At 68.9% G+C, this 26,996-nt stretch carries 23 protein-coding genes; 13 read left to right on the top strand and 10 right to left on the bottom strand.

Features of this window, described 5'->3' with window-relative positions:
* The first annotated feature begins 254 nt into the window (after nt 1-254).
* The 7 genes from kdpF (at nt 255) to kdpE (ending at nt 9,267) form a co-directional block, all read left to right on the top strand.
* Nucleotides 255-347, top strand: a complete 93-nt coding sequence (gene kdpF / locus BMY22_RS04895; RefSeq protein WP_090620020.1) for a K(+)-transporting ATPase subunit F — start codon at nt 255-257, stop codon at nt 345-347.
* Nucleotides 344-2,062 (top strand): potassium-transporting ATPase subunit KdpA, encoded by a 1,719-nt coding sequence (gene kdpA, locus BMY22_RS04890; protein ID WP_090620018.1) that lies wholly within the window; start codon nt 344-346, stop codon nt 2,060-2,062. Before kdpF ends, kdpA begins: the two co-directional genes overlap by 4 nt.
* Before the next feature lie 10 nt (nt 2,063-2,072).
* On the top strand, nt 2,073-4,151 hold the full coding sequence (gene kdpB, locus BMY22_RS04885; protein WP_090620017.1) for a potassium-transporting ATPase subunit KdpB: 2,079 nt from the start codon (nt 2,073-2,075) through the stop codon (nt 4,149-4,151).
* A gap of 15 nt (nt 4,152-4,166) precedes the next feature.
* A complete protein-coding gene (gene kdpC, locus BMY22_RS04880; RefSeq protein WP_090620015.1) occupies nt 4,167-4,745 on the top strand; it encodes a potassium-transporting ATPase subunit KdpC in 579 nt (192 codons plus the stop codon).
* Between the two features lie 169 nt (nt 4,746-4,914).
* Nucleotides 4,915-5,697, top strand: a complete 783-nt coding sequence (locus BMY22_RS04875) for a transporter (RefSeq protein ID WP_090620014.1) — start codon at nt 4,915-4,917, stop codon at nt 5,695-5,697.
* 147 nt (nt 5,698-5,844) lie between these two features.
* Complete coding sequence (gene kdpD / locus BMY22_RS04870; protein ID WP_090620012.1) at nt 5,845-8,565, top strand: two-component system sensor histidine kinase KdpD; 2,721 nt, start codon at nt 5,845-5,847, stop codon at nt 8,563-8,565.
* A gap of 6 nt (nt 8,566-8,571) precedes the next feature.
* Nucleotides 8,572-9,267, top strand: a complete 696-nt coding sequence (kdpE, locus tag BMY22_RS04865; protein ID WP_090620010.1) for a two-component system response regulator KdpE — start codon at nt 8,572-8,574, stop codon at nt 9,265-9,267.
* Between the two features lie 4 nt (nt 9,268-9,271).
* Here kdpE and tcdA read toward each other — a convergent pair whose 3' ends face one another.
* The gene (tcdA, locus tag BMY22_RS04860) at nt 9,272-10,084 is read right to left on the bottom strand and encodes a tRNA cyclic N6-threonylcarbamoyladenosine(37) synthase TcdA (protein ID WP_090620009.1); all 813 of its coding nucleotides are present in this window, start codon (nt 10,082-10,084) and stop codon (nt 9,272-9,274) included.
* A 244-nt stretch (nt 10,085-10,328) separates the two neighbouring features.
* Between tcdA and BMY22_RS04855 the strand changes: the two genes are divergently transcribed.
* The 4 genes from BMY22_RS04855 to BMY22_RS04840 all read left to right on the top strand — a co-directional run bounded on the left by BMY22_RS04855 (nt 10,329) and on the right by BMY22_RS04840 (nt 15,386).
* The gene (locus tag BMY22_RS04855) at nt 10,329-12,920 is read left to right on the top strand and encodes a glycosyltransferase (RefSeq protein WP_090620008.1); all 2,592 of its coding nucleotides are present in this window, start codon (nt 10,329-10,331) and stop codon (nt 12,918-12,920) included.
* A 119-nt stretch (nt 12,921-13,039) separates the two neighbouring features.
* Nucleotides 13,040-14,197 (top strand): succinyl-diaminopimelate desuccinylase, encoded by a 1,158-nt coding sequence (gene dapE / locus BMY22_RS04850; protein ID WP_090620007.1) that lies wholly within the window; start codon nt 13,040-13,042, stop codon nt 14,195-14,197.
* Nucleotides 14,191-14,994 (top strand): putative RNA methyltransferase, encoded by an 804-nt coding sequence (locus tag BMY22_RS04845; protein WP_090620006.1) that lies wholly within the window; start codon nt 14,191-14,193, stop codon nt 14,992-14,994. Before dapE ends, BMY22_RS04845 begins: the two co-directional genes overlap by 7 nt.
* A gap of 17 nt (nt 14,995-15,011) precedes the next feature.
* Nucleotides 15,012-15,386 (top strand): hypothetical protein, encoded by a 375-nt coding sequence (locus BMY22_RS04840; protein ID WP_090620005.1) that lies wholly within the window; start codon nt 15,012-15,014, stop codon nt 15,384-15,386.
* 70 nt (nt 15,387-15,456) lie between these two features.
* On the opposite strand, the gene BMY22_RS04835 is transcribed toward BMY22_RS04840, so the two are convergent.
* From BMY22_RS04835 to BMY22_RS04815, 4 genes are all read right to left on the bottom strand, one after another.
* Nucleotides 15,457-15,666: a cold shock domain-containing protein gene (locus BMY22_RS04835; RefSeq protein WP_090620004.1), complete on the bottom strand. Its 210-nt coding sequence runs from the start codon at nt 15,664-15,666 to the stop codon at nt 15,457-15,459.
* A 276-nt stretch (nt 15,667-15,942) separates the two neighbouring features.
* Entirely contained in the window at nt 15,943-17,778 is a 1,836-nt protein-coding gene (locus tag BMY22_RS04825) for a Gldg family protein (RefSeq protein ID WP_090620003.1), read from the bottom strand.
* A 1-nt stretch (nt 17,779) separates the two neighbouring features.
* The gene (locus BMY22_RS04820; protein WP_090620001.1) at nt 17,780-18,514 is read right to left on the bottom strand and encodes an ABC transporter permease subunit; all 735 of its coding nucleotides are present in this window, start codon (nt 18,512-18,514) and stop codon (nt 17,780-17,782) included.
* A complete protein-coding gene (locus tag BMY22_RS04815; protein WP_090620000.1) occupies nt 18,511-19,431 on the bottom strand; it encodes an ABC transporter ATP-binding protein in 921 nt (306 codons plus the stop codon). Before BMY22_RS04815 ends, BMY22_RS04820 begins: the two co-directional genes overlap by 4 nt.
* Before the next feature lie 315 nt (nt 19,432-19,746).
* Between BMY22_RS04815 and BMY22_RS04810 the strand changes: the two genes are divergently transcribed.
* Nucleotides 19,747-20,424: a DUF4197 domain-containing protein gene (locus tag BMY22_RS04810; RefSeq protein WP_090619998.1), complete on the top strand. Its 678-nt coding sequence runs from the start codon at nt 19,747-19,749 to the stop codon at nt 20,422-20,424.
* A gap of 9 nt (nt 20,425-20,433) precedes the next feature.
* On the opposite strand, the gene BMY22_RS04805 is transcribed toward BMY22_RS04810, so the two are convergent.
* The 5 genes from BMY22_RS04805 to ppc all read right to left on the bottom strand — a co-directional run bounded on the left by BMY22_RS04805 (nt 20,434) and on the right by ppc (nt 26,440).
* Nucleotides 20,434-21,213, bottom strand: coding sequence for a class I SAM-dependent methyltransferase (locus BMY22_RS04805; protein ID WP_090619997.1), 780 nt, complete (start codon nt 21,211-21,213; stop codon nt 20,434-20,436).
* A 62-nt stretch (nt 21,214-21,275) separates the two neighbouring features.
* Complete coding sequence (locus BMY22_RS04800; RefSeq protein ID WP_090619995.1) at nt 21,276-22,121, bottom strand: DUF72 domain-containing protein; 846 nt, start codon at nt 22,119-22,121, stop codon at nt 21,276-21,278.
* 7 nt (nt 22,122-22,128) lie between these two features.
* A complete protein-coding gene (tsaB, locus tag BMY22_RS04795) occupies nt 22,129-22,806 on the bottom strand; it encodes a tRNA (adenosine(37)-N6)-threonylcarbamoyltransferase complex dimerization subunit type 1 TsaB (protein ID WP_090619993.1) in 678 nt (225 codons plus the stop codon).
* Between the two features lie 109 nt (nt 22,807-22,915).
* The gene (adk, locus tag BMY22_RS04790) at nt 22,916-23,563 is read right to left on the bottom strand and encodes an adenylate kinase (RefSeq protein WP_090619992.1); all 648 of its coding nucleotides are present in this window, start codon (nt 23,561-23,563) and stop codon (nt 22,916-22,918) included.
* A 240-nt stretch (nt 23,564-23,803) separates the two neighbouring features.
* Nucleotides 23,804-26,440 (bottom strand): phosphoenolpyruvate carboxylase, encoded by a 2,637-nt coding sequence (ppc, locus tag BMY22_RS04785; RefSeq protein ID WP_090619990.1) that lies wholly within the window; start codon nt 26,438-26,440, stop codon nt 23,804-23,806.
* Nucleotides 26,441-26,651: 211 nt separating this feature from the next.
* On the opposite strand from ppc, the gene BMY22_RS04780 reads away from it, so the two are divergent.
* Entirely contained in the window at nt 26,652-26,996 is a 345-nt protein-coding gene (locus BMY22_RS04780) for a pilin assembly protein (RefSeq protein WP_090619989.1), read from the top strand.

Raw genomic sequence — 26,996 nt, 5'->3', positions numbered from 1 at the left:
GTGGGGTCAGGATTGGGTAAGCGTCGGGTAAAGAATCCCGTCGGCCGAAGCTTTCGCCGGTTTTTTATAGGTTCTTTATCCGCCGCCCCGTCTTTTTTCGAACCTTTTGATAGCGCCCTGCCTAGCATGACCAGTACCGATTGAGCGAATCCGCAAGGAGGATTCATGGATCTCGTCTACCTGGGCGCCATCGGCCTGCTCTTCGCGCTGGCGGTGGGACTGGCGGTCGGCTGCGACCGCCTGGGAGGCCGCCGATGAGCTGGCCCTATGTGCTGGGCGGCGTCGCGGCCGCCGGCCTGCTGGTCTATCTGCTGGCAGCCCTCCTCAAGCCGGAGGACTTTTCATGAGCCTGCATGCCTGGCTGCTGCTCGGGGCCTTCCTGGCCGTCCTGCTGTCGACGACGAAACCCCTGGGCCTCTACATCGCGCACCTCATGGAGGGCCGGCTGCGCTGGACGCGGCCGCTGGAGAGCGGTCTCTACCGCCTGTGCGGCGTGCGTCCCGACGAGGAAATGGGCTGGCTGCGCTATGCCCTGGCGCTGCTGCTGTTCAACGTTCTCGGCGTACTGGCCGTCTACGGGCTGCAGCGCCTGCAGGCCGTGCTGCCCCTGAACCCCCAGCAGATGGCTGCCGTCGCGCCGGACTCGGCGTTCAACACGGCGGTGAGCTTCGTCACCAACACCGACTGGCAGGGTTACGCCGGGGAATCGACCCTGGGTTACCTGGTGCAGATGCTCGGCCTGACTGTGCAGAATTTCCTCTCGGCGGCGACCGGCATCGCGGTGGCGATCGCCCTGATCCGCGGTTTCGCCCGCCACAGCGCGGCGACGCTCGGCAACGCCTGGGTGGACCTGACCCGCGCCACGCTCTACCTGCTCTTGCCCCTTTCCCTGGCGATGGCGGTGTTTCTGGTCGGCCAGGGCGTCATCCAGAATTTCGACGCCTACCGCGAGGCAGCCACCCTCGATCCGGCCCAGTCCGGGCCGCAGCTGCTGGCGATGGGGCCGGTGGCCTCCCAGGAGGCGATCAAGATGCTGGGCACCAACGGCGGCGGCTTCTTCAACGCCAACGCGGCCCATCCCTTCGAGAACCCCACCCCTCTGACCAACTTCGTGCAGATGCTGGCGATCTTCCTGATTCCCGCGGCGCTCTGCGTCACCTTCGGGCGCATGGTCGGCGACACCCGCCAGGGCTGGGCCGTCCTGACGGCGATGACCCTGCTGTTCGTGGTCGCCGCCGGGGCGGCAATGAGCTTCGAGCAGCAGGGCAACCCGCGCCTGGCCGCCCTCGGCGTGGATCAGGCGGCCGGCGACGGGCAGGCCGGCGGCAACATGGAGGGCAAGGAAACCCGCTTCGGCATCGCCGACTCGGCGCTCTTCGCGACTATCACCACCGCCGCCTCCTGCGGTGCGGTGAACGCCATGCACGACTCCTTCACGCCGCTGGGCGGCCTGGTGCCGCTGGCCAACATGCAACTCGGCGAGGTGGTGTTCGGCGGCGTCGGCAGCGGCCTCTACGGCATGCTGGTGTTCGCCGTCCTGGCGGTGTTCATCGCCGGCCTGATGATCGGCCGCACCCCCGAGTACCTGGGCAAGAAGATCGAAACCCACGAGATGAAGATGAGCGCCCTCGCCATCCTCGTCACCCCCCTGCTGGTGCTTCTCGGCACGGCCCTCGCGGTGAGCACGGAAGCCGGCCGGGCGGGTATCGCCAACCCCGGCGCCCACGGTTTCTCGGAGATCCTCTACTCCCTCACCTCGGCGGGCAACAACAACGGCAGCGCCTTCGCCGGCCTGTCCGCCAACACCCCGTTCTACAACCTGCTGCTGGCGGCGGTCATGTGGCTCGGGCGCTTCGGGGTGATCGTCCCGGTACTGGCCATGGCCGGCGCCCTCGCCGCCAAGAAACGGATCGCCGCGACCGCCGGAACCCTGCCCACCCATACCCCCCTGTTCGTGGCCCTGCTGATCGGCACCGTGCTGCTGTTCGGCCTGCTCAACTACGTGCCGGCCCTGGCCCTGGGCCCGGTCGTCGAACACCTGGCGCTGTGGATGGATGCCTGAGGAAACCCCCATGACCAAGAAGACCTTTCCCCTCTACGACCCGGCCCTGCTGCTGCCGGCCATCGGCGAGGCCCTGCGCAAGCTCCATCCGGCCGTGCAGTGGCGCAACCCGGTGATGTTCGTGGTCTACGTCGGCAGCCTGTTCACCACCCTGCTCTGGCTGCAGGCCCTGAGCGGCGCAGGCGAGGCGCCGGCCGGCTTCATCCTCGCGGTGACCCTGTGGCTGTGGTTCACCGTGCTGTTCGCCAACTTCGCCGAGGCGCTCGCCGAAGGCCGCAGCAAGGCCCAGGCCGCCTCCCTGCGCGGGATCAAGCAGGAAACCTGGGCCAGGAAACTGATCGAGCCGCACTACGGCGCCGAGTGGCAGTCGGTGCGCGGCAGCGAGCTGCGCAAGGGCGACGTGGTGCTGGTCGAGGCCGGCGATCCGGCCGGCGCGCTGATCCCCGCCGACGGCGAGGTGATCGAGGGCGTGGCGTCGGTGGACGAGTCGGCGATCACCGGCGAATCGGCGCCGGTGATCCGCGAGTCGGGCGGCGACTTCTCGGCGGTCACCGGCGGCACCCGGGTGCTCTCCGACTGGCTGGTCGTGCGGGTCACCGTCAATCCGGGCGAGACCTTCGTCGACCGCATGATCGCCATGGTGGAAAGCGCCAGGCGCCAGAAAACCCCCAACGAGATCGCCCTGACCATCCTGCTGGTGGCCCTGACCATCGTCTTCCTCGGCGTCACCGTCACCCTGCTGCCCTTCTCGCTGTTCGCCGTGGACGCCACCGGCGCCGGCAGCCCGGTGGGCATCACCGTGCTGGTCGCCCTGCTGGTGTGCCTGATCCCCACCACCATCGCCGGCCTGCTCTCGGCGATCGGCGTGGCTGGCATGAGCCGCATGCTGCAGGCCAACGTGATCGCCACCTCCGGGCGCGCGGTGGAGGCCGCCGGCGACGTGGACGTGCTACTGATGGACAAGACCGGCACCATCACCCTCGGCAACCGCCAGGCCTCGGCCTTCCTGCCGGCGGAGGGGGTACGCGAGGCGGAACTGGCCGACGCGGCCCAGTTGGCCTCCCTCGCCGACGAGACGCCGGAAGGGCGCAGCATCGTGGTGCTCGCCAAGCAGCAGTACAACCTGCGGGAACGCAACATCCACGCCCTGGACGCCCACTTCATCCACTTTTCCGCGCAGACCCGCATGAGCGGCGTGGACCTGGCCGGCCGGCAGATCCGCAAGGGTTCCGCCGAGGCGATCCGCATGCACGTGGAAAGCCTCGGCGGCAGCCTGCCCCGCTCCGTGGCCATCCAGGTCGGCGAGGTCTCCCGGCGCGGCAGCACGCCGCTGGTGGTCGCCGAGGACAAGCGGGTGCTGGGGGTGGTCGAGCTGAAGGACATCGTCAAGGGCGGCATCAAGGAGCGCTTCGCCGAACTGCGCCGGATGGGCATCAAGACGGTGATGGTGACCGGCGACAACCGGATCACCGCGGCCGCCATCGCCGCCGAGGCGGGGGTCGACGACTTCCTCGCCGAGGCCACGCCGGAGGCCAAGCTGGCGCTGATCCGCCAGTACCAGGCCGAAGGCCGCCTGGTGGCGATGACCGGCGACGGCACCAACGACGCCCCGGCGCTGGCCCAGGCCGACGTGGCGGTGGCGATGAACAGCGGCACCCAGGCCGCCAAGGAGGCCGGCAACATGGTGGACCTGGACTCCAACCCCACCAAGCTCATCGAGGTGGTCGAGACCGGCAAGCAGATGCTGATGACCCGCGGCTCGCTGACCACCTTCAGCATCGCCAACGACATCGCCAAGTACTTCGCGATCGTTCCCGCGGCCTTCGTCGGCACCTACCCGCAGCTGGCCGCGCTGAACGTGATGGGGCTGTCCAGCCCGGCCTCGGCGATCCTCTCGGCGGTGATCTTCAACGCGCTGATCATCGTCTTCCTGATCCCCCTGGCGCTCAAGGGCGTGCCCTACCGGCCCCTCGGCGCGGCCGTGCTGCTGCGCCGCAACCTGACCCTCTACGGCCTCGGCGGCATCCTGGCGCCCTTCGTCGGCATCAAGCTGATCGACCTGCTGCTGGCCGCCAGCGGCCTGGCCTGATCCGGAGACCCTCCCATGAAAACCCTCGTTCGCCCCGCCGTCAGCCTGTTCCTGCTGCTCAGCGCCCTCACCGGCCTGGCCTATCCCCTCGCCGTGACCGGCATCGCCAGGGCGGTCTTTCCCGAACAGGCCGCCGGCAGCCTGATCCGCGACGACCGCAACCGGGTGGTCGGCTCGGCCCTGATCGGCCAGCAGTTCGGCGCGCCGCAATACTTCTGGGGACGCCCCTCGGCGACCGCCCCCCGGCCCTACAACGCGGCCGCCTCCTCCGGCTCCAACCAGGGCCCGCTCAATCCGGCCCTGGTCGAGGCGGCCTCGGCGCGGATCGAGGCGCTGCGCGCCGCCGATCCGGGCAACCGCCAACCGGTGCCGGTGGAGCTGGTCAGCGCCTCGGCCAGCGGCCTCGACCCGCACATCAGCCCGGCCGCGGCCCTCTGGCAAGTGCCCCGGGTGGCTCGTGCCCGCGGCCTGCCCGAAGCACGGGTCAGGTCTCTGGTGGAAAGCCATGCCGAAGGCCGCCAGTGGTGGCTGCTCGGCGAACCGCGGGTAAACGTGCTGCAGCTCAACCTCGCGCTGGATGCCCTGGGGCCATGATGGCCCGTCTGGCGGACCGGTTTCCGACCGGCTCGTCGATTCCGACAACGACCCGCGCCGGCATTCCGGATTGAACTACCTTCCATCTACCGCTTACGCGAACCGACAGGCCGCAAGCGGCCGGCGTATTCGAAACGGACTGTCCAGCAACTCAACAGGGAGGCGCCCCATGTCGCGTCGAATCTACCTCACCGCATCCGTGGCGATGCTCCTGTCGACGACCGCCCTGGCGGAAGATCCGCCGATGTGCACGGATCGCCCGACCAAGGCCAACAACACCTGCACCGTGGCCGCGGGCTTCTGGCAGATCGAAAGCGATGCCTTCAGCTTCACCCACTACCGGGACGATGGGGTCACGACCGACACCTGGGCGGTTCCCAACCCGACGCTGAAGTACGGCCTGGACGACAAGTCCGACGTCGAACTCAACTGGGCACCTTACGTGTCGGTCAAGACCACCGACGAACACCGGCTGGACGGCGTCGGCGACATCTACCTGCGTTACAAGCGAACCCTGACGGAGAAGGGCGCCGCGGTCGGCACGGCGGTCATTCCCTACGTCAAGATTCCCACGGCGAAACGCGGGATCGGCAACGAGCGGGTCGAAGGCGGCCTCGCAGTGCCGATCACCATCGCCCTGCCGCACGACCTGACCCTGACCCTCGGCCCGGAGATCGATGCGCTGCTCGACGAGGACCGGAACGGTTACCACGTCAACCTGGTCAACCCCCTGAACCTGAGCGGCGCGGTGACGCCCCGGCTCACGCTGTACGGCGAAGTCTGGATGGCGAACAATTTCGAACCGCACGGGACCTACAGCCAGTATTCGGCCGACTTCGCCGCCGCCTATTCGGTCGCCAAGACGCTGCAGCTGGACGTCGGCGCGAATTTCGGCCTGAACAGGCACACGCCGGACGTCCAGGTCTACACGGGCTTTTCGACGCGCTACTGAAGGCATCGAACGGCCCTGGCCGACCATGCCTGTCTGTGCCGCGCATTCGCCACCCGGCGGCGGCAACGGCGGGTTCCACTGGCCGACGGCGCAGATGCCCGTCCTCTCCTCTCGACCGCCCGCACTTTTCGCAGACAAGGAAAAGCCATGCCAGTGTCCTCCGATCCGGCCCTGCGTCGCCCCGACCCGGACGAGCTGCTGGCCAGGGTCCGGCAGGAGGAGGCACAAGCCGGGCGGGGCCGCCTGAAGATCTTCTTCGGCGCCTCGGCCGGCGTGGGCAAGACCTTCGCCATGCTGGTCGCCGCCCGCCAGCAGCTCGCCCAGGGCGTGGACCTGGTCATCGGCGTGGTGGAGACCCACGGCCGGCAGGAGACGGCCGTGCTGGCCGAGGGGATCGAGCATATCGATCTGCGGGAAATCCCTTACCGCGGCCGGATACTCCGGGAGTTCGACCTCGACCGGGCGCTGGCCCGGCGACCGGCGCTCATCCTGGTCGACGAACTGGCCCACGCCAACGTCGCCGGCTCCCGCCATCCCAAGCGCTGGCAGGACGTGGAGGAACTGCTCGCCGCCGGCATCGACGTGTACTCCACGGTGAACGTGCAGCACCTGGAGAGCCTCAACGACGTGGTCAGCGGGATCACCGGCATCCGCGTCTGGGAAACCGTGCCGGACCGGGTGTTCGACGAGGCGGACGAGGTGGTGCTGGTGGACCTGCCGCCGGACGAACTGCTGCAACGGCTGCGGGAAGGCAAAGTGTACCTGCCCAACCAGGCCGAGCGGGCGATCCGCAACTTCTTCCGCAAGGGCAATCTGCTGGCCCTGCGCGAGCTGGCCCTGCGCCGCACCGCCGACCGGGTGGACGAGGACGTCCAGCAATACCGCCGCGAGCAGTTGGTCACGCCGGTCTGGCAGACCCGCGATGCCCTGCTGGTCTGCATCGGCGCCGGCGCGGGCAGCGAGAAGCTGGTGCGCACCGCGGCGCGCATCGCCGGGCGGCTGGAAACCTCCTGGCATGCGGTCCATGTGGAGACGCCCGACCTGCAACGACTTCCCCCGGCCGGCCGCGAGCGCCTCCTGAAGACCCTGCGGCTGGCCCAGGAGCTCGGCGCCCAGACTGCCACCCTCTCGGGCACCCACATGGAGGACGAGGCCGTCCGCTACGCGCGGATGCACAACCTGTCGCGGATCGTGGTGGGACGCGACGATCCGCCGCTCTGGCGCTTCTGGCGGCGCTCCGTCGCCGACCGGATCGGCCGCCTGGCGGCGGACCTGGACGTGATCCAGGTGGCCCGGGCCGAGCGGGCAACCTCCCGGGAGGAGCGGCCCGCCCGGGAACGGACCACCCCCGCGGACTGGCCAGCCTACGTGCTGAGCGCCGCGGTGTGCGGATTGGCCGGACTGGTCGCGATGCCGCTCTATCCCTTCTTCGACCTGGCGAACATCGTGATGGTCTTCCTGCTCGCGGTGGTGGCGGTCGCCGTCCGTTTCGGCCGCGGGCCGGCGGTGCTCGCCTCGTTCCTCGGCGTGGCCATCTTCGACTTCTTCTTCGTTCCACCGCGCTTCACCTTCGCGGTCGGCGACATGCAGTACCTGATGACCTTCGCGGTGATGCTGGTGGTCGGGCTGGTGATCGGCCAGCTCACCGCCGGCTTCAAGTATCAGGCGCATGTCGCCGGCTGGCGGGAAGCCCGGGTGAAGGCGCTCTACGAGATGTCGCGGGATCTTTCCGGAGCCTTGCTGGCGGAGCAGATCATCGCGATCGGCAGCCGCTTCCTCGCCACGGAAATGGACGTGCGCGCGGCTTTCCTGCTGACCGACGCGGCGGATCGGCTGCAGGTGCCGGCGCAGGTCTCGGCCGGCTTTCCGGAGATCGACCCGGGCATCGCCCAGTGGGCCTTCGACCACGGCGAGGCAGCCGGCCAGGGCACCAACACCCTGCCGGCCAGCCCGATTCTCTACCTGCCGCTCAAGGCACCGATGCGCTTTCGCGGCGTCCTCGCCCTCGAGATGCGCGATCCGGCGCGGCTGCTGAGCCCCGAACAGCGACGGCTCCTGGACACCTTCGCCTCGCTCATCGCGATCGCCCTGGAGCGGGTGCATTACGTCAGCGTGGCCCAGGAAACCATGGTGCAGATGGAGTCGGAACGCCTGCGCAACTCCCTGCTGTCGGCGATCTCCCACGACCTGCGCACGCCCCTGAGCGTGCTCATCGGCCAGGCGGACTCGATGTTCCTCACCCCGCCACCCCTCGACGAAGCGCATGCCGGCATTGCCCGACAGCTGCGCGAGCAGGCCCTGCGCATCAACGCCCTGGTGAACAACCTGCTCGACATGGCGCGCCTGCAGGCCGGTCGCATCCACCTCGACCGGCAGTGGCAGCCCCTCGAGGAGGTGGTCGGCAGCGCCATCCAGAGCCTCAAGCCGAGGCTGGCCGAACATCGGCTCAAGGTCGACCTGCCGGACGATCTGCCGCTGATCGAGGTCGATTCGGTGCTGATGCAGCGGGTGTTCTGCAACCTCCTGGAGAACGCGGTGAAATACACCCCGCCCGGCAGCGGCATCTGGATCGGCGCCTTCACCGCGGGCGGCCAGATGGAAATCCATGTCGAGGACAACGGCCCGGGTTTGCCGAAAGGACGCGAAGAGGCGATATTCAAGAAGTTCGAGCGGGGCCGACCGGAAGGCAGCATGCCGGGCGTCGGCCTCGGCCTGGCGATCTGCCGGGCCATCGTCGAGGCGCACCGGGGAGCCATCCTGGCCCGCCCGCGACCGGGGGGTGGGGCCTGCTTCGTCATCACCCTGCCCCTCGGCAATCCGCCGGTCGTCGCCCTGGACGATGGGCAATCCCCGCCAGCCGGAAAGTGAGCCACCATGTCTACGCCAACTCCGCGCGTCATCGTCGTCGAGGACGAAGCCAACCTGCGCCGCTTCGTGCGCCTGGCCCTGGAGGCCGAGGACTGCGAAGTCTACGAGGCGGACTCGGTCAGGCGCGGGCTGATCGAGGCGGGTACCCGCCAACCCGACCTGCTGATCCTCGATCTCGGCCTGCCGGACGGCGACGGCATCGAGCTGATCCGGGATTTGCGAACATGGTCCGAGATCCCGGTCATCGTGCTCTCGGCCCGCACCGCCGAGGCGGAAAAGGTCGCGGCTCTGGATGCAGGGGCCGACGACTACCTGTCGAAGCCCTTCGGCGCCGCCGAACTGCTGGCCCGGGTCCGCGCGCACCTCAGGCGTCGACGCCGGATCGGTAGCGAGGGGGCGGAGCAGATCGGCTTCGGCTCAGTGACCGTCCACCTTGGTCGACACCGGGTGGAAAAGGACGGCCAGCCCGTCCATCTCACCCCGATCGAGTTCCGCCTGCTCGCCTACCTGGTCTCGAACCCGGACTGCGTGCTGACCCACCGGCAGTTGCTCAAGGCGGTCTGGGGGCCCTCCCACGCGGAGGACAGCCATTACGTCCGCGTCTACATGGGCCACCTGCGCAAGAAGATCGAGAACGATCCGAGCAGCCCCGACTTCATTCTGACCGAGCCGGGAGTGGGGTACCGCTTCCAGATGCAGTAGGCCCTCAGGCGGAGGGAACACGCCGCTCCGCCGGCCGTCGCGCGCCGGCCACCAGCTTGTCCACCGCCCTGGCCGCGGCGGCCATGCCGAAGCTGGCGGTGACCATCGTCACCGCGCCGAAGCCGCCGGCGCAGTCGAGCTTCACCCCTTCGCCGACGAAGCCCTTGCTCTGGCACACCGTGCCGTCCGGCTTGGGGTAGCGCAGCTGCTCGCTGGAGAACACGCAGGGCACGCTGTAGCTGCGTCCCGGGGTGCGCGAGAAACCGTAGTCGCGGCGCAGGGTCGAGCGCACCTTGGCGGCCAGCGGGTCGTTGAAGGTCTTGTTCAGGTCGCCGACCTGGATCTGCGTCGGGTCGATCTGCCCGCCGGCACCGCCGGTGGTGACGATGCCGATCTTGCGCCGCTTGCACCAGGCGATCAGCGCCGCCTTCGCCGCCACGCTGTCGATGCAGTCGATGACGAAGTCCAGCTCTTCGCCGATGTACTCGGCCATGGTTTCGCGGGTGACGAAATCGGCCACCGCATGCACCCGGCAGTCGGGGCTGATGGCGCGCAGGCGCTCGGCCATCGCCTCGACCTTGAGTCGCCCGACGGCCCCGTCGAGGGCATGCACCTGGCGGTTGGTGTTGGTGATGCAGACGTCGTCCAGATCGAACAGGGAAATCTCGCCGACCCCGCTGCGCGCCAGGGCTTCCGCCGCCCAGGAGCCGACTCCGCCGATCCCGACCACCGCCACGTGCGCCGCGGCGAGACGAGCCAGGCCGTCGCGGCCGTACAGGCGGGCGATGCCGCCGAAACGTCGATCCTCTGTAATCATTTACGCACCTCGCGAACGGGCGCGTATTATCGGCGCTGGCGAGGCGGGATTGAAGCCTTCGCCGGGCCCCCGCGGAGCGTGCGGCGAACTTGCCCGGCCCGCCGCTGCCTAACGGCCCGCAAGCTGCGCCGGGCCTGGCGTTGCGGGACAGGCGGGAGCTATACAGGCCAGGGATGGCACAGTAGGATGCGCCGACGGCGTTCGCCGGCTTCCCCTGCTCCACCCCTTGGAACCTGAATCAGTCATGTCATCGCATAAATTCGGACTCAACCTGGTGGTGGTCGTGGCAGTCGCTGCGCTCTTCACCGGCTTCTGGGCGCTCTACAACCTGCCGGTCACCGCACCGGACTGGCCCGAGCAAATCTCCGGCTACTCCTTCTCGCCGTTCCGTCCGGGGCAAAACCCCCAGGAGGGCATCTACCCGAGCGACGAGGAAATCCGCTCCGACCTGGAACTGCTCAGTCATCAGACCGACAGCATCCGCACCTATTCGGTAGCGGGTACCCAGGCCGACATTCCCCGCCTGGCCGAAGAGTTCGGCCTGCGCGTGACCCTGGGCATCTGGATCAGCCAGGATCTGGAGCGCAACGAACGGGAAATCGCCAAGGCCATCGAGCTGGCGAAGAGTTCGCGCAGCGTGGTGCGCGTGGTGGTCGGCAACGAGGCGCTGTTCCGCACCGAGGTCACTCCCGAGGCGCTGATCGCCTACATCGACCGGGTCCGTGCCGCGGTCAAGGTGCCGGTGACCACCTCCGAGCAGTGGCACATCTGGCAGAAATACCCGGAGCTGGGGCGCCACGTCGACCTGATCGCCGCGCACATCCTGCCCTACTGGGAATTCGTGCCGATGGAGGACTCCGTCCAGTTCACCCTCGATCGCGCCCGCGACCTGAAGAAGCTGTTCCCGAGAAAGCCGCTGCTGCTCTCGGAGGTCGGCTGGCCGAGCAACGGCCGCACCCGCGGCGGCGCCGACGCCTCGCAGGCCGATCAGGCGGTCTACCTGCGCACCCTGGTCAACACCCTCAACGCCCAGGGCTACAACTACTTCGTCATCGAGGCCTTCGACCAGCCCTGGAAGATCGACGACGAGGGCTCGGTGGGCGCCTACTGGGGCGTCTACAACTTCGAGCGCCAGCCCAAGTTCGCCTTCGAGGGGCCGGTGGTGGCGATTCCCCAGTGGCGCCTGCTGGCCATCGGCTCGGTAGTCCTCGCCGTGCTGGCCCTGGCCCTGCTACTGATCGACGGCAGCTCGCTGCGCCAGCGCGGGCGTACCTTCCTGACCTTCGTCGCCTTCGCCTGCGGCTCGATCCTGGTATGGATCGCCTACGACTACAGCCAGCAGTACAGCACCTGGTTTAGCCTCACCGTCGGCTTCCTCCTCGCCCTCGGCGCACTCGGCGTGTTCATCGTGCTGCTCACCGAGGCCCACGAACTGGCCGAAACGGTATGGATGCTCAAGCGCCGCCGGCCGTTCCCGCCGGTCACCGGCGACGAGGCCTACCGGCCCAAGGTGTCGATCCACGTGCCCTGCTACAACGAGCCGCCGGAGATGGTCAAGCAGACCCTCGACGCCCTCGCCCGTCTGGACTATCCGGACTATGAAGTGCTGGTGATCGACAACAACACCAAGGACCCGGCGGTCTGGCAGCCCCTCGAGGAGCACTGCGCGCGCCTCGGCCCGCGCTTCAAGTTCTTCCACGTCGCACCGCTGGCCGGCTTCAAGGGCGGCGCGCTGAACTACGTGATGCAGCACACCGCGCCGGACGCCGAGGTGATCGCGGTGATCGACTCCGACTACTGCGTCGAGCCCGACTGGCTCAAGCACATGGTGCCGCACTTCGCCGATCCGAAGATCGCCGTGGTGCAATCGCCGCAGGACTACCGCGACGACAAGGAGAGCGCCTTCAAGAAGCTCTGCTACGCCGAATACAAGGGCTTCTTCTACATCGGCATGATCACCCGCAACGACCGCGACGCGATCATCCAGCACGGCACCATGACCATGACCCGCCGCTCGGTGCTGGACGAACTGGGCTGGGCCGACTGGTGCATCACCGAGGACGCCGAGCTGGGCCTGCGGGTGTTCGAGAAGGGCCTTTCCGCCGCCTACTCGGAACGCAGCTACGGCAAGGGCCTGATGCCCGACACCTTCATCGACTTCAAGAAGCAGCGTTTCCGCTGGGCCTACGGCGCCATCCAGATCATGAAGCGCCACACCCGCAGCCTGCTGTGGGGCAAGGACACCGAACTGACCCGCGGCCAGCGCTACCACTTCCTGGCCGGCTGGCTGCCGTGGATCGCCGACGGGCTGAACATCTTCTTCACCCTCGGTGCCCTGCTGTGGTCGGCGGCGATGATCATCGTCCCGCACCGGGTCGATCCGCCGCTGATGATCTTCGCCATCCCGCCGCTGGCGCTGTTCGCCTTCAAGGTCGGCAAGATCCTCTTCCTCTACCGCCGCGCGGTGGGCGTCAACCTCAAGGATGCCTTCTACGCCGCGATCGCCGGCCTGGCGCTGTCGCACACCATCGCCAAGGCGGTGCTCTACGGCTTCGCCACCAGCAGCATCCCGTTCTTCCGCACGCCGAAAATGGCGACCAGCCACGGTATCCTGGTGGCCCTGGCGGAAGCCCGCGAAGAGGTCGTGATCATGCTCGTGCTGTGGGGCGCGGCCGCCGGCATCGCCCTAGTACAGGGCTTCCCGAGCAACGACGTGATCTTCTGGGTGGCGGTCCTGCTGATCCAGTCGCTGCCCTACCTGGCGGCGCTGATCATGGCCCTGCTGTCGTCGCTGCCGAAGAAGGTCCAGGAAGCCCCGCTCGCCGAGGCCGCCTGAGAGCGGGCATCGCTGCCGGGCGCCGCCCCGGCAGCGATGCGGCCCTCTCCCGTTTCTCCCAAAGCCGCTGCAGCTTTTGTCTTAAAATGACGCCCTTTTCCCGCCGCTCCGGAGCTGCAATGACCGCCCCAGCCCTCTCCCCGACCCTGGCGCTCGCCTGCGAGTTGATCAACCGTCCCTCGGTCACGCCGCTGGACGAAGGCTGCCAGGCGCTGATGATGGCCCGCCTGGGCGCCACCGGCTTCGCCCTCGAGCCGATGCGCATCGAGGACGTGGAGAACTTCTGGGCGCGACGCGACGGCGGCACCGGCGACGGCCCGGTGCTGTGCTTCGCCGGCCATACCGACGTGGTGCCGAGCGGCCCGCACGAGGCCTGGCAAAGCCCGCCCTTCAGCGCCAGCATTGATGCTGCCGGCATGCTCCGCGGGCGCGGCGCGGCGGACATGAAGGGCAGCCTGGCGGCGATGGTGGTCGCGGTCGAGCGCTTCGTCGCCGACCACCCGCGCCATCGCGGGGCGATCGCCTTCCTGATCACCAGCGACGAGGAAGGCCCGGCGCTGCACGGCACCCAGGCGGTGGTCGAGCGCCTGCGCGCGCGCGGCGAGCGCCTCGACTGGTGCATCGTCGGCGAGCCGTCGAGCAGCGCGGTGCTCGGCGACACGGTGAAGAACGGCCGTCGCGGCTCCCTCGGCGCGACCCTGACGGTGCGTGGCAAGCAGGGCCACGTGGCCTATCCGCAACTGGCCAAAAACCCCATCCACCTGGCCGCGCCGGCGCTGGCCGAGCTGGCCGCCGAGCATTGGGACGATGGCAACGCCTTCTTCCCGCCGACCAGTTTCCAGATCTCCAACATCCAGGCCGGCACCGGCGCCACCAACGTGATCCCCGGCGAGCTGCAGGTGCTGTTCAACTTCCGCTTCTCCACCGAATCCACGCTGGAAGGCCTGCAGCAGCGCGTCGCGGCGATCCTCGACCGCCACGGCCTGGACTGGCAGATCGACTGGGCGCTGTCCGGCCTGCCGTTCCTCACCGAGCCGGGCGAGCTGCTCGACGCCGTGTCGGCGAGCATCCGCGCGGTGACCGGCCGGGAAACCAGCCCCTCGACCAGCGGCGGTACCTCGGACGGGCGCTTCATCGCCACCCTGGGTACCCAGGTGGTCGAACTCGGTCCGCTCAACGCCACCATCCACCAGGTCGACGAGCGCATCCTCGCCAGCGACCTGGACCTGCTCGCCGAAATCTACTACCAGACCCTGGTGCGGCTGCTCGCATGCTGACCTGTCCGCTCTGCAACGGCGCCCTGAGCGCCGACGACCGCGGGGTTGCCTGCACCGCCGGGCACCGCTTCGACCGCGCCCGCCAGGGCTATCTGAACCTGTTGCCGGTGCAGCACAAGAAGAGCCGCGATCCCGGCGACAACCAAGCGATGGTCGAGGCCCGCCGGCGCTTCCTCGACGGCGGCCACTACGCCCCGCTGGCCCGGCGCCTGACCGAACTGGCCGCCGAGCGCGCGCCACGCCACTGGCTGGACATCGGCTGCGGCGAGGGCTACTACACCGCACAGCTCGCCGCAGCCCTGCCCGCGGCCGACGGCTACGCCCTGGACATCTCCCGCGAGGCGGTCAAGCGGGCCTGCCGCCGCGCCCCGCAGCTGACCTGGCTGGTCGCCAGCATGGCGCGGGTGCCGCTGGCCGATGCCAGCTGCGGGCTGCTGGCCAGCGTGTTCAGCCCGCTCGACTGGCAGGAGGCCCGCCGCCTGCTGGCACCCGGCAGCGGCCTGCTGCGCATGGGACCGACCCGCGAGCACCTGCTGGAGCTGCGCGCCCAACTCTATGACGAAGTGCGCGAATACGACGATGCCAAGCACCTGTCGCTGATTCCGCCGGGTATGCGCCTGGCCGCCAGCGAAACGCTGAGCTACCGGCTGCACCTGGACAACGCCGAGGACCGCGCCGACCTGCTGGCGATGACTCCCCACGGCTGGCGCGCCAGCGCCGAGCGGCGCGCCGCGGTGATCGCCGCTCCCTTAGAGGTCACGGTCGCCATACGCTACGATTGGATCGAAAGAAACTAGCCGCCAGGGAATTCACCATGCGCCAACCCGATATCGAGATCTACCTGAAGGATGGCGGGCAACAGGCCGTCGCCGAGTGGCTGAACGCCATGATCGGTCCCTGCACACCCTGGCGACAGAAGGGGCAGACCTTCAAGTGCGAGGCCGCCAACGGCGCACCGATCACCTGGCTGCCGAACGCGGTGGGCAAGTGGCACAGCCTGTTCATCGAGAGCGAGCAGACGCCCTGGGAGGACGACCTGGCCTTCGCGCGAGCCGCCCATGCTGCACTGGGCGTGGAGATCCGCTGTGCGCCGGGAGGCTGGCAGGAGGAGGAAAGCATCGACGCCGCCGACCGCTGGATCAAGATCAACGGCGAGGGCGAGCAGGAGTTCGTCTGGCGGACCCAGTGAAGGCCGGAAGCATCGGCGAGCGCCGATGGCCTGGAGCAGACAGGCCCGTCGGCGACGGGCCTGTCGGGTCTTACATCTTGGAGACGTCTTCCGCCTGCAGGCCCTTCTGGCCCTGGATCACCGAGAACTCCACCTTCTGTCCCTCGATCAGGGAACGGTGACCGTCGCCGCGGATGGCGCGGTAATGGACGAACACGTCCGGGCCGCTCTCGCGCTGAATGAATCCATAGCCTTTGGCATCATTGAACCACTTGACGGTTCCGACCTCACGATCAGCCATTACCACTCTCTCCGACATGCAATTTTATTTGTTTGCCTTACCAGAGGCCACACAAGGCCCTGCGGACGTGCTCCAAACCCTCAAACAGGCTCGATCACTAGGGTGTTGAAGGCGCATCCCTGGAAGCACCGCTCGGCCAGTATAAAGCAACAAACCGCTCTGGAAAGGACTTTTTGTCGCACCCCGCAAGCCCCCCAGATCAATGAAACGCTCGAAAATCCGAATATTTTCGACTGATTTCAAAGCCTTCCGTCCGCCTCATCGACAATTCGCCGCTCAGATCCGGCGCCGGCGGCGCCATAGCCAGACGGCCAGCACCCCGAGGGTCAGCAGCAGCGGGACCAGGGCGATATTGAGGAACTTGAGGGTACGCTCGAGTGCCTCGATGTCGGCGTTGAGCTGGTAGCGCACCTCGCGCAGTTCCTTGCGGATACGCAGCTTCTCCTGCAGGAACTGCTGCAGGGTCGCCTGCTGCTCGGCGGTCAGCTCCAGAGCCTGCTGCGGGTCGTCGTTGCGCTGCAAGGCGGCGAGCCGCTGCTCGGTATCGGCCAGACGCCGCTGCAGGCCCTCCTCCTTCTCGCGAAAGCGCGCCTCGGCCTCGTGCTGCAGCGCCTCGACCACCACGAATGGACGACTGAAGCGCCCGCGCGAACGCACCTCGATCAAGGCTTCGGAACCGGCCAGGTTGTCCAGCGCATTGATCGCGAAGCTGGCGTTGTCGGCGAACGGCTGCGGAATGCGCTGACCGAAGAAGTCCTGTACCCGCACCCACATACGGTCGCTGAGCAGATCGCTGTCGGCGACCACGATCAGGTTGATGTTGTCGGCCGCCTTGAGGCCGTCCCGGCGCCCCTCGATGCCGTCCGGATAGGCCGATTTGGCCGGTCCGCCGATCCGCGCGGCGATGGCGTAGCGCTCGCCGGTCGGCTGCAGATCGCCGAGCAGTGCCTGCGGATCGTCGGTGGCCGCGACGCGCTCGGCATCCAGCGGCATGGCGTAGGAGGAACTCTGGATCAGCGGCACGAAACGGGTCGAGGCGCCCTCCACGGGATCGAGGATACCGGCGCTGGCGACGGTCAGGCTCTCCAGCCCGGCGGTACTGACGTCCTCGCCGTCCAGCGCCGGGGGCGGCAGGTTCAGCCAGGCGGGGTGGCGCACCGCCCGCTGCCCCCGGTCGACGCTCACCGACATGGCATAGGCACCGTCGCCGAGCACCTCGCCGGGACGCAGGCGCACCCCCCAGGCCTTGAACAGCGGCTCCAGATCGGAGGCCCGGCCACTGCCCATCTCGCCGGACGGGTCCATGCCGCTGTCGGCTTCGCTGAGCGGGTCGACGAAGGCCAGCAGCTTGCCGCCGCGCAGCACGAACTGGTCGATGGCGTAGAGGGTCGGCTCCGGCAACTGCTTCGGGTGTACCAGCAACAGCACCGAGACATCCTCGGGAATCTGGTCGATGCCGGCCTCCAGGCTTTCGATGTGGAACAACTGGCGGATCTCCTCGAGCACCATCCAGGGCGGCGTCGGCTGCCCGGCCAGCACGTCGAAGCCGCCGTTCAGCGGCAGCCCGGAGAGCACGCCGACCACCGGCAGCGCGGGATGGGCCAGGCTCTGCACGAGGCGACTGATCTCGTACTCGAGGAACTCCTCCTGGTCGGGGGGGAAGAACGGGATCGTCTGGGTGTTCCCCGCGGAGTTGCGGCCGGCCAGGCCGAAGTAGATCTGCTCGCCGCCCCGGTCCAGCGGCACCGCCTGCAGACCGAACTCGGCGGCGCGGTCCTCGTCCTCGGAGAACGGCTCGGGGTCGACGACGTGCAGGCGCAGCCGGCCGCCCGCGACCCGCTCGTAGGCCTTGAGCACTTCCCCGACGCGCCGGGCATAGCTGCGCAGCGGCGCCAGCTCGCGGGTGGCCCGGTCGGAGTAGAAGAAGTACAGGTCGAGCGGCTCGTCCAGCTCGGCGAGGATGCGCTCGGTGCCGGCGGAGAGGGTGTAGAGCTTCTGCTCGGTCAGGTCCAGGCGGGCATTGCCGAGCAGCCGGCCGGAAAGGATGTTGAAGGCGAGGAACGCCACGCCGATGAGCAGCAGCCCGGCGCCGGAATAGAGGGTCTTCTTCATGTCAGTCGGCCTTCTTCAGATCGACCACCACGGCGGTGGCAGTCAGCCAGGCGGCGATCAGGGAGACGAAGTAGAGCAGGTCGCGCAGGTCGAGCACGCCCTTGCTGATCGCCTCGAAGCGCACCAGGAAGCTCAACGAGGCCACCGCGTCGAGGAGCCACAGCGGCGCCCAGCCGGCGAAGGCATCGAGCACCAGCGGGAAGCCGCTGACGATGAACAGGAAGCTCACGCTGACCGCGAGGATGAAGGCGATCACCTGGTTCTTCGCCAGCGCCGACATGCACGAGCCGATCGCCAGGTAGGCGCCGGCCAGCAGCCAGCTGCCGAGGTAGCCGGTGAGGATCGCGCCGTTGTCCGGGTCGCCCAGGTAGTTGACGGTGAGCACCAGGGGAAAGGTCAGCAGCAGGGCCAGGCCGGCGAACGCCCAGGCGGCGAGGAACTTGCCGAACACGGCCTCGAAGCGGCTGATCGGCAGGGTCATCAGCAGCTCGATGGAGCCCGACTTGCGCTCCTCGGCCCAGAGGCGCATGGCGATGGCCGGCACCAGGAACAGGTAGAGCCAGGGATGGAAATTGAAGAACGGCGCGAGGCTCGCCTGGTTGCTCTCGAAGAAGCCCCCCAGGTAGAAGGTGAACACCCCGGAGAGGACCAGGAAGATCAGGATGAACACGTAGGCCAGGGGCGTGGCGAAATAGCTGCCCAGCTCGCGCTTGAGAATCGCCGGTAGCTGTCTCATGCCGCCTCCCCCCGGGTCAGGGCGCGGAATACCTCGTCGAGGCGGCCGCGCTCCACGTCCAGTTCGCGCACCGTCCAGCCGCGCTGGTGGATCAGCGCATTGACCTGGGGAAAGATCACCTCGCCGGGCCTGGCCAGCACGGTGAGACTGCCCTCCACGGGATTGGCCTCGATCCCGGCGACCCCCGGCAGCGCCGCCAACGCGGCCGGGTCCAGGGCGTCGCCGACCAGGGTCACCGCCTGGTGGTAGCGCGAGCGGCTTTCCAGCTCCAGCGGCGTGCCGTCGGCCACCAGCCGGCCGGAGGCGATGATCAGCGCGCGGCTGCACACCGCCGACACCTCCTCGAGGATATGGGTGGAGATGACGACGATCCGGTCCCGGGCGAGTTCACCGATCAGTTGGCGCACCTGATGCTTCTGGTTGGGGTCGAGGCCGTCGGTCGGCTCGTCGAGGATCAGCACCGGCGGCTCGTGGAGGATCGCCTGGGCCAGGCCGACCCGCCGCTTGAAGCCCTTGGAGAGGGTCTCGATGCTCTGCCCGAGAACCTTCTCCAGCTCCAGCCGGGCGACCGCCGCGTCGACCCGGCGGCGCTTCTCCGCGCCGCGAAAGCCGCGCACCTCGGCGATGAAGGCGAGGAAGCCGGCCACCGGCATGTCGCCGTAGCAAGGCGCACCCTCCGGCAGATAACCGATCTGCCGCTGGGCCTGGAGGGTCTGGCGCTGGATGTCGAAGCCGAGGATGCGCGCGCTGCCGAAAGTCGGCGCGAGAAAGCCGGTGAGCATCTTCATGGTGGTGGATTTGCCGGCGCCGTTGGGGCCGAGAAAGCCCAGCACCTCCCCCGGCTGGACGCGGAAGGACAGGTCGTCCACCACGGTGCGCTGCGCGAAGCGCCTGGTCAGGTTGTTTATCTCGATCATGGCCTCTCATCCGTGCATGAAACCTTTCCGCCAGCGGAGAGCATCCCGCGGAAAGCGCCTCGTTCGATCCGTTGAAAAAAGCCTGGCATGCCCAGCCCCGCTTCGCAGCGGTCCGCGGCCCCAGTGGCCGTGCGCGGAGACTTTCCAACCGCCGGTGGTGAATGCCGGCGGACTATAAGGAGTCCGCCGACGGCCTGGCAAGACGCCGCCAGGCCGTGCGGCGCGACGCAGGCGGTCGCTGCGCGAAATCCAGTATGTCCCGCCCCGCCCGCCTCGGCTAAGCTGGCCGCTCACTTTTCCGCACGGAATGACCTCATGCGTCGCATCGCCCCGCTGCTCGCCGGCCTCCTACTGAGCGCCAACGCCTTCGCCCTCTCCCTTGCCGATCTCAGCCAGCAAGATGCCAGCGGCGGACTCAAGGATGCGCTCAGCCAAGGCGCCCAGCTGGCCGTGCAGCAACTGGGCCAGCCCGGCGGCTTCGGCGACGATCCCGAGCGGCACATCGGGCTGCCGGGCAAGCTCGGCAAAGTCGCCAAGACCATGAAGGCGATGGGCATGGGCGGCGAGGTCGAGCAACTGGAGGCCAGCATGAACCAGGCCGCCGAGGCCGCCGTGCCGCAGGCCCAGGCCCTGCTGCTGGAGGCCGTGCGCAAGATGACCGTGACCGACGCCAAGCAGATCCTCTCCGGCTCGCAGGATGCGGCCACCCGGTACCTCGACCGCAGCAGCCGCGAGCAGATCCGCACCCAGTTCCTGCCCATCGTCAAGCAAGAGACCGACCGGCTCGGCCTGGTCCAGAAGTACAATGCCTTCGCCGGCCAGGCGGCGAGTCTCGGCGCGATCAACGCGAAAAGCGCCAACCTCGAGAACTACGTCACCGAGCAGGCCCTCGACGGGCTGTTCAGCGTGATCGCCGAGGAAGAGGCGAAGATCCGCGAGAACCCGGCCGGAGCCGCCAGCAGCCTGGCGAAGAAGGTGTTCGGCGCACGGTAGCGCGCGCCCTCAACCTTTCAGCGACTTCAGCGCATAGATGTCGTAACGGCTGGACTTGCCGTCCAGGCTGTAGCCCGGCTTCGCTCCCTCGATGCAGGGCGCCTTGCGCGGGCGCTTGACCACCACCCGGTGGCTGGCCAGCGCCAGGGCGGCCGCGAGCAGCGCCGGCGCGTCCGGGTCGTCGCCGACCAGCGGGCGGAACAGGCGCATCTCCTTCTTCACCAGGGCGCTCTTGTCGCGATGGGGGAACATCGGATCGAGATGGATCACCTGCGGCACCTCCTCCGCCCAGGCACGCATCAGCGCGATGGCATCGCCGCCGCGCAGACTCATCCGCGCGACCACCGGAGCCACCTCGGGATCTAGAGCGGCACGGGCCAGGCCGTCCTCGAGCAGCGCGGCGATCAGCGGCTGGCGCTCGATCAGGGTGACTTCGCAGCCCAGGCAGGCGAGCACGAAGGCATCGCGCCCCAGCCCGGCGGTGGCATCGAGCACCCGCGGGCGCACGCCGGGCTGCACGCCGACCGCCTTGGCGATCATCTGCCCGCTGCCGCCGCCGAACTGCCGCCGGTGCGCCGTCGCACCCTCGACGAAATCGACCCGCACCGGCCCCGGCGCCCCCGGCCCCAGCTCGGCCAGTTGCAGACCCTGCTCGCCGAGCTGCAGGGCGAACTGCGCCTCGCCGCCGAGCGGCAGGCCGAGGCGCTCGGCCCACTGCTCGGCCGGCGCGGCGAAGGCAGGCTGCAGGGCTTCGACACGGATGCGCGGGGGAAGCGGCTCGTCGCTCATCGGCAATACTCGCAGGAGATTGGAAAGGCGGCGCATTCTGCCAGAACGCGGCGCGCCGGTCCCTACAGCAGGTCGAGCTGGCTGCCGCCGAACGCCGCCAGTGCCGGCAGCCCCGGCAGGCGCGCCCCCAGCTGCTCGTGAAAGCGCCGCGCCAGCTCGGGCGCCCGCCGGTTGTCCGGGGTATGCAGGAAGACATGGGGACGCCGCCCCTCCTCGATCCAGGCGGCGACCTTGTCCAGCCAGGGCGCCAGGAAGGGATCGTTGGCGGCCAGCTCGGGATGGCCGATGAAGCGCACCTGCGGGAACGCGGTGAAGGCCGCCGGGCGTACCGGCAGGCGCGGCTTCTTCGCCTGGGCATGGCGCACCGCCGGCGTGTCGTCGCGGCAGCTGAACAGGGCACGGGCATCCAGGCACAGCCGCTCGACGCCGGCATCGCGCAGCAGGCGGTTCAGCGCCCGCTCCTCCTCGCCACGCTGGAAGAAGGCCGGATGGCGGACCTCCACCGCCAACGGAGGCTCGAAGCGGACGAGAAAATCCGCCAGCTCGCCGAGGCGCGCCGGCCCGAAGGCGGCCGGCAACTGCAGCCAGAACGGCGCGACCCGCTCGCCCAGCGGCGCCAGCAGCTCGAGAAAGGACTGGGTAGCTCCCAGTTGCCGACGCAGATCGGCCGAGTGGCTGATCTCCCGCGGCAGCTTGGCGCAGAAGCGGAAATCGTCCGGCATGCGCTGCGCCCAGCGCTGCACGGTGGCCGCCGAGGGCTGGGCGTAGAAGGTGGTGTTGCCCTCCACCGCGTTGAACACCCGGGCATAGAGAGCCAGGTAGTCCGTAGCCGACGCCTGCTCCGGATAGAGGGCGCCGCGCCAGGCCGCCTCGCTCCAGGAGGGACAGCCAAGCCGATAGGGCAGCATGGCGAGCCTACCGGGCGCTCTTGGGGGTGGCGACCTTGTCGCGCAGGTAGACCGGCTGGGCCTGCTCGGCCGGCACGCCCTCGCCGCGCTGCCAGGCGAAGCCGGCCAAGGTCAGCAGGTCCCGGGCATCGGGCAGCAGACCGGCATCCCGCGCGGCGACCGCCGCCGGCATGCGCTCGGCATAGGCCCAGCCGGTTCCGGCGCCGAACCAGTCGCCCGATGCCGCACGCGGCAGCTCGACCCGCTCCGGCGGCAGCACCGCCTCGGCGCCGGCCAGGCGCATCTCGCCCGCTTCCAGGCGGTAGCAGCCCCAGTAGACCTCGTCCATGCGCGCGTCGATGGCTGCCGCCACCTGACCAACGCCCTGCTCGCGATGGGCGCGCTGGGCCAGCAGCGCCAGGTTGGAGACCGGCAGCACCGGCCGCTCGAGGGCGAAGGCCAGCCCCTGCACCACGCCGACGGCGATGCGCACCCCGGTGAAAGCCCCCGGGCCGCGGCCGAAGGCGATGGCGTCGACCGCCGAGAGGGCGATGCCCGCCTCGCCCAGCAGCTCCTGTACCATGGGCAGCACGCGCTGTGCGTGCAGCCGCGGGATCACCTCGTAACGGCCGAGCACGCGGCCTTCGTGCAGGAGGGCGACGGAACAGGCTTCGGTGGCGGTATCCAGGGCCAGCAGGGTGGTCATCGAGTCATCCGGGCGAGAAAAAGGGCGGGCATTATAAACGCCCGGCGGGCCGGAAGCCGAAAAGCGGACGGCCCGCACAGGGCGGGCCGTCCGTTGCAGGCGGGGTCGCTCAGGCCAGGGCCGCCTGGACTCGGGCGGTGATCTCGCTCACCGAGCCGACGCCCTCGATGCGGCTGTAGCGGGGCGTGCCGGTGGTCACGGCGAGCTTCTGGTAGAAATCCACCAGCGGCTTGGTCTGCGAATGGTAGAGGGCCAGGCGGTGACGCACGGTCTCCTCCTTGTCGTCCTCGCGCTGGATCAGCTCCTCGCCGGTCTCGTCGTCCTTGCCGGGGACCTTCGGCGGGTTGTGCAGGACGTGGTAGACCCGCCCCGAGGCCGGGTGCACGCGACGGCCGGACATCCGCGAGACGATTTCCTCGTCGTCCACGGCGATTTCCAGCACATGGTCGATGGTCACGCCGGCGTCGCGCAGGGCTTCGGCCTGGGGGATGGTGCGCGGGAAGCCGTCGAAGAGGAAACCCCGGGCGCAGTCGGGCTGGACGATGCGCTCGCGGATCAGGTCGATGATGATGTCATCGGAAACCAGGCCGCCGCTGTCCATCACGCCCTTCACCTTGAGCCCCAGGGGGCTGCCGGCCTTGACCGCGGCACGCAGCATGTCGCCGGTGGAGATCTGCGGAATGCCGAACTTCTCGGTAACGAAGCGGGCCTGGGTACCTTTGCCGGCACCGGGCGCCCCCAGCAGAATCATGCGCATCGATGTAGCTCCTTGAGTGATTATTAAAATCTTCGAATTGTCTCGGGATCGATCATCTGAACAACGAGTTCGGCGCCATCGGGCAGCCAAAAGGCTGCACAAGATACACAGCCGCCCCCGGGTGCACAAGTCGGCAAAATTCGTAACGAAACGGACGCAAACGGCAGAAATTGTCGGCGAAAAGCATGATCGCACCGCATGCCGAACCTCCTCTGCGCCCGCGCCGCTCCATTGCTCTTTTCAGCCAGTATTGCGCAAACCGGCGGCGATGCCCGCCACGCTGACCAGCAGTGCCTGCTCCACGGGGCTGCCGGTCTGCTCCTGACGCTGCCGGTAGCGCGCCAGCAGTTCGACCTGCAGCAAGTGCAAGGGATCCAGATAAGTATTGCGCACGCTGAAGGCGGCGCGGACCTCCGGATTGTGGCCGAGCAGGCGCTCCTGCCCCGTCAGTTCGAGGACGGCGTCGCAGGCTTGCGACAAAAGGCCACGCAGCTGCTGGCCGAGTCCGCGCAGGTGCGGCTCGACCAGTCGCTCGTCGTACAGCCAGGCGATGGCGGCGTCGGATTTGGCCAGGACCATCTCCAGCATGTCGATGCGCGTCCCGAAGAACGGCCAGTACCTGCGCATCCGCTCGAGCAGCTCGCCCTCGCCGCGGGCCAGGGCATTGCTCAGGGCCGTCTCCCAGCCCAGCCAGGCCGGCAGCATCAGGCGGGTCTGGGTCCAGGCGAAGATCCAGGGAATCGCCCGCAGGCTCTCGATCCCGCCGGCCCGCCGCTTGGCCGGACGGCTGCCCAACGGCAGGCGGCCGAGCTCCTGCTCCGGAGTGGCCTGGCGGAAATACTCGACGAACTGCGGATGCTCGCGCACCACGCCGCGATAGGCGGTCAGGCCGTCGGCGGCCAGGCGGTCCATCAGCTCCCGCCAGGCCGGCTCCGGTGCCGGCGGCGGCTGCAGGGTGGCCTCGAGGACGGCCGCCAGGTAGAGGTTGAGGTTCTGCACGGCGGTGTCCGGCAGGCCGAACTTGAAGCGGATCATCTCGCCCTGCTCTGTGGTGCGGAAGCGCCCGGCCACCGAGCCCGGCGGCTGCGAGAGAATCGCCGCATGGGCCGGACCGCCGCCGCGGCCGACGGTGCCGCCGCGGCCGTGGAACAGCAGCAGCTCGACGCCCTGCCGGCGGCAGACCTCCACCAGCCCCTCCTGGGCGCGGTACTGCGCCCAGGCGGCGGCCGTGGTGCCGCCGTCCTTGGCCGAGTCGGAATAACCGATCATCACCTCCTGCGGACCGTGCAGACGGGCGCGGTAGCCCGGCAGCAGCAGCAGCCGCTCCACCGTCGGCGCGGCCTGCTCCAGGTCGTCCAGGGTCTCGAACAGCGGCACCACGCGCATCGGCCGCTGCAGGCCGCACTCCTTGAGCAGCAGTTGCACGGCCAGCACGTCGGAGGGCGCGCCGGCCATGGAGATGACGTAGGAGCCCAGCGAGGCCGCCGGCGCCAGCGCCACCTCGCGGCAGGTGGCGAGGACCTCGGCGGTCTCCGCCGAGGCGGGAAAATGCACCGGCAACAGCGGCCGGCGATTGTCCAGCTCGCGCACCAGGAAGGCGGTGCGGGCGTCCTCGTCCCACTCGGCGTAACGACCGAGCCCCAGGTATTCGGTGATCTCGCTGAGCGCCGCGGCATGCCGGGCGGCGTCCTGACGGATGTCCAGGCGCACCAGGAACAGGCCGAAGGTGGCCGCCCGGCGCAGGCAGTCGAGCAGCGGACCGTCGGCGATCAGCCCCATGCCGCAGGCATGCAGCGAGCGATAGCAAAGCTCCAGCGGCTGCAGGAGTTCGCGGTTGCTCTGCAATACCGCCGACGACCGCAGTGGCTCGCCGTGCTGGGCCGCCGCCGCCCAGTCGCGGGTGGCGAGCAGGCGCTCGCGCAGCTGCTTGAGCAGGATCCGGTAGGGCTCGTCGACCTCGCCAACCTGGGCGCGCAGCTCGCTGCTCGCCTCCTGCATGGACAGCTCGGCGGCCAGCTGGTCGACATCGCGCAGATAGAGATCGGCGGCCGCCCAGCGCGCCAGCAGCAGCACCTCGCGGGTGACCGCTGCGGTGACATTGGGATTGCCGTCGCGGTCGCCGCCCATCCAGGAGGAGAAGCGGATCGGCGCCGCCCCCAGCGGCAGATGCAGCCCGGTGGCCTGGTGCAGCGCCCGGTCGACGCTGCGCAGGAAGGCCGGCACGGCCTGCCAGAGGGAATGCTCGACCACCGAGAACCCCCATTTGGCCTCGTCCACCGGCGTCGGCCGACTGCGGCGGATCTCGTCGGTGTGCCAGGCCTCGGCGATCAACCGGCGCAGGCGTTCGCGCACCTCTTCGCGCTCGGCCGACAGCAAGTCGCTGTGATCCAGCACCGCCAGCTCGGCGGCGATCGCCTCGTACTTGCGGATCAGGGTGCGGCGCGTCACCTCGGTGGGATGGGCGGTGAGCACCAGATCGATCTCCAACCGGCCGAGCTGGCGGGCCAGCGCGTCGGCGGCATGCCCGCCGGCGAGCAGCCGGCCGAGCAGCTCGGGCAGGGCGCGCAGCGCGAAGGGGACCGGCTCGTCGGGGCCGCGGCGGCGAATCTCGTGATACTGCTCGGCGATGTTGGCCAGGTTGAGGAACTGGCTGAAAGCCCGCGCCACCGGCAGCAGCTCGTCATCCTGCAGCTCGCCCAGGGTGCTGGTCAGCTGTTCGGCGCCCTCCTCCGAGCCGAGGCGCCCCGTCTTGGCCCCCAGGCGGATGCGCTCGATCTTGTCGAAGAAGCGCTCGCCGCACTGGGCATGGATGTATTCGCCAAGCAACTCGCCGAGCAGGCGAACCTCCTCGCGCAGGCGGGCGTCGATTTCCTCCATGGCAACCTCCAGCAGCACACCGGGAATGTGGGCCGACCGGACAACCGGCGGCTTCTCCCCGTCGGGCCGGATCGCTTGAGAGCTAGAGTGCACAGCATGCCGATTTCTGACAAGGGGCGGCGCGGCTGAGCTAGGCTGAATTCATACCGAGCACGACACGCCATGGCCCGGTCGGTCGTCCGGCAGCCCATGCAGCAGGATGAGGTGCCCAATGAAGATCCGCGAACTGATCCAGCACTGGGAGCGCAGCGCCAGAGGCCGTCTGACGCCCAGCAGCTACCAGATCCGTCTCGATCTGGAATCCGCCGCACGGCTTTCCGCGCTGGCCGAGATGTATCCCAGACGCAGCGCCGAGGAACTGCTCGGCGAACTGATCGGCGCGGCCCTTGAGGAACTGGAGGCCAGCATGCCCTACGTGAAGGGCAGCCAGATCGTCGCCACCGACGAGCAGGGCGACCCACTCTACGAGGACATCGGCCCGACACCGCGCTTTCTCGCCCTGTCGCGCCGCTACCTGCAGGAAATGGTCGCCCGGAACGAAGCCCCCAGCCACTGA

The organism is Azotobacter beijerinckii, from assembly GCF_900110885.1.
In the GTDB taxonomy this organism is placed as follows: domain Bacteria; phylum Pseudomonadota; class Gammaproteobacteria; order Pseudomonadales; family Pseudomonadaceae; genus Azotobacter; species Azotobacter beijerinckii.
The sequence above is the reverse complement of the archived record's forward strand: the minus strand, read 5'-3'. Positions and strand labels throughout refer to the sequence as shown.

What these genes read in the sequence shown, in the direction of transcription:
- kdpA (WP_090620018.1), top strand. Translation starts at nt 344, where the DNA reads ATGAGCCTGCATGCCTGGCTGCTGCTCGGGGCCTTCCTGGCCGTCCTG.
- BMY22_RS04840 (WP_090620005.1), top strand. Translation starts at nt 15,012, where the DNA reads ATGCGCCAACCCGATATCGAGATCTACCTGAAGGATGGCGGGCAACAG.
- dapE (WP_090620007.1), top strand. Translation starts at nt 13,040, where the DNA reads ATGACCGCCCCAGCCCTCTCCCCGACCCTGGCGCTCGCCTGCGAGTTG.
- BMY22_RS04800 (WP_090619995.1), bottom strand. Translation starts at nt 22,121, where the DNA reads ATGCTGCCCTATCGGCTTGGCTGTCCCTCCTGGAGCGAGGCGGCCTGG.
- tsaB (WP_090619993.1), bottom strand. Translation starts at nt 22,806, where the DNA reads ATGACCACCCTGCTGGCCCTGGATACCGCCACCGAAGCCTGTTCCGTC.
- BMY22_RS04815 (WP_090620000.1), bottom strand. Translation starts at nt 19,431, where the DNA reads ATGATCGAGATAAACAACCTGACCAGGCGCTTCGCGCAGCGCACCGTG.
- BMY22_RS04780 (WP_090619989.1), top strand. Translation starts at nt 26,652, where the DNA reads ATGAAGATCCGCGAACTGATCCAGCACTGGGAGCGCAGCGCCAGAGGC.
- kdpE (WP_090620010.1), top strand. Translation starts at nt 8,572, where the DNA reads ATGTCTACGCCAACTCCGCGCGTCATCGTCGTCGAGGACGAAGCCAAC.
- BMY22_RS04805 (WP_090619997.1), bottom strand. Translation starts at nt 21,213, where the DNA reads ATGAGCGACGAGCCGCTTCCCCCGCGCATCCGTGTCGAAGCCCTGCAG.
- ppc (WP_090619990.1), bottom strand. Translation starts at nt 26,440, where the DNA reads ATGGAGGAAATCGACGCCCGCCTGCGCGAGGAGGTTCGCCTGCTCGGC.
- BMY22_RS04825 (WP_090620003.1), bottom strand. Translation starts at nt 17,778, where the DNA reads ATGAAGAAGACCCTCTATTCCGGCGCCGGGCTGCTGCTCATCGGCGTG.
- BMY22_RS04875 (WP_090620014.1), top strand. Translation starts at nt 4,915, where the DNA reads ATGTCGCGTCGAATCTACCTCACCGCATCCGTGGCGATGCTCCTGTCG.
- kdpD (WP_090620012.1), top strand. Translation starts at nt 5,845, where the DNA reads ATGCCAGTGTCCTCCGATCCGGCCCTGCGTCGCCCCGACCCGGACGAG.
- tcdA (WP_090620009.1), bottom strand. Translation starts at nt 10,084, where the DNA reads ATGATTACAGAGGATCGACGTTTCGGCGGCATCGCCCGCCTGTACGGC.
- kdpC (WP_090620015.1), top strand. Translation starts at nt 4,167, where the DNA reads ATGAAAACCCTCGTTCGCCCCGCCGTCAGCCTGTTCCTGCTGCTCAGC.
- BMY22_RS04855 (WP_090620008.1), top strand. Translation starts at nt 10,329, where the DNA reads ATGTCATCGCATAAATTCGGACTCAACCTGGTGGTGGTCGTGGCAGTC.
- BMY22_RS04835 (WP_090620004.1), bottom strand. Translation starts at nt 15,666, where the DNA reads ATGGCTGATCGTGAGGTCGGAACCGTCAAGTGGTTCAATGATGCCAAA.
- adk (WP_090619992.1), bottom strand. Translation starts at nt 23,563, where the DNA reads ATGCGCATGATTCTGCTGGGGGCGCCCGGTGCCGGCAAAGGTACCCAG.
- BMY22_RS04820 (WP_090620001.1), bottom strand. Translation starts at nt 18,514, where the DNA reads ATGAGACAGCTACCGGCGATTCTCAAGCGCGAGCTGGGCAGCTATTTC.
- kdpB (WP_090620017.1), top strand. Translation starts at nt 2,073, where the DNA reads ATGACCAAGAAGACCTTTCCCCTCTACGACCCGGCCCTGCTGCTGCCG.
- BMY22_RS04845 (WP_090620006.1), top strand. Translation starts at nt 14,191, where the DNA reads ATGCTGACCTGTCCGCTCTGCAACGGCGCCCTGAGCGCCGACGACCGC.
- BMY22_RS04810 (WP_090619998.1), top strand. Translation starts at nt 19,747, where the DNA reads ATGCGTCGCATCGCCCCGCTGCTCGCCGGCCTCCTACTGAGCGCCAAC.
- kdpF (WP_090620020.1), top strand. Translation starts at nt 255, where the DNA reads ATGAGCTGGCCCTATGTGCTGGGCGGCGTCGCGGCCGCCGGCCTGCTG.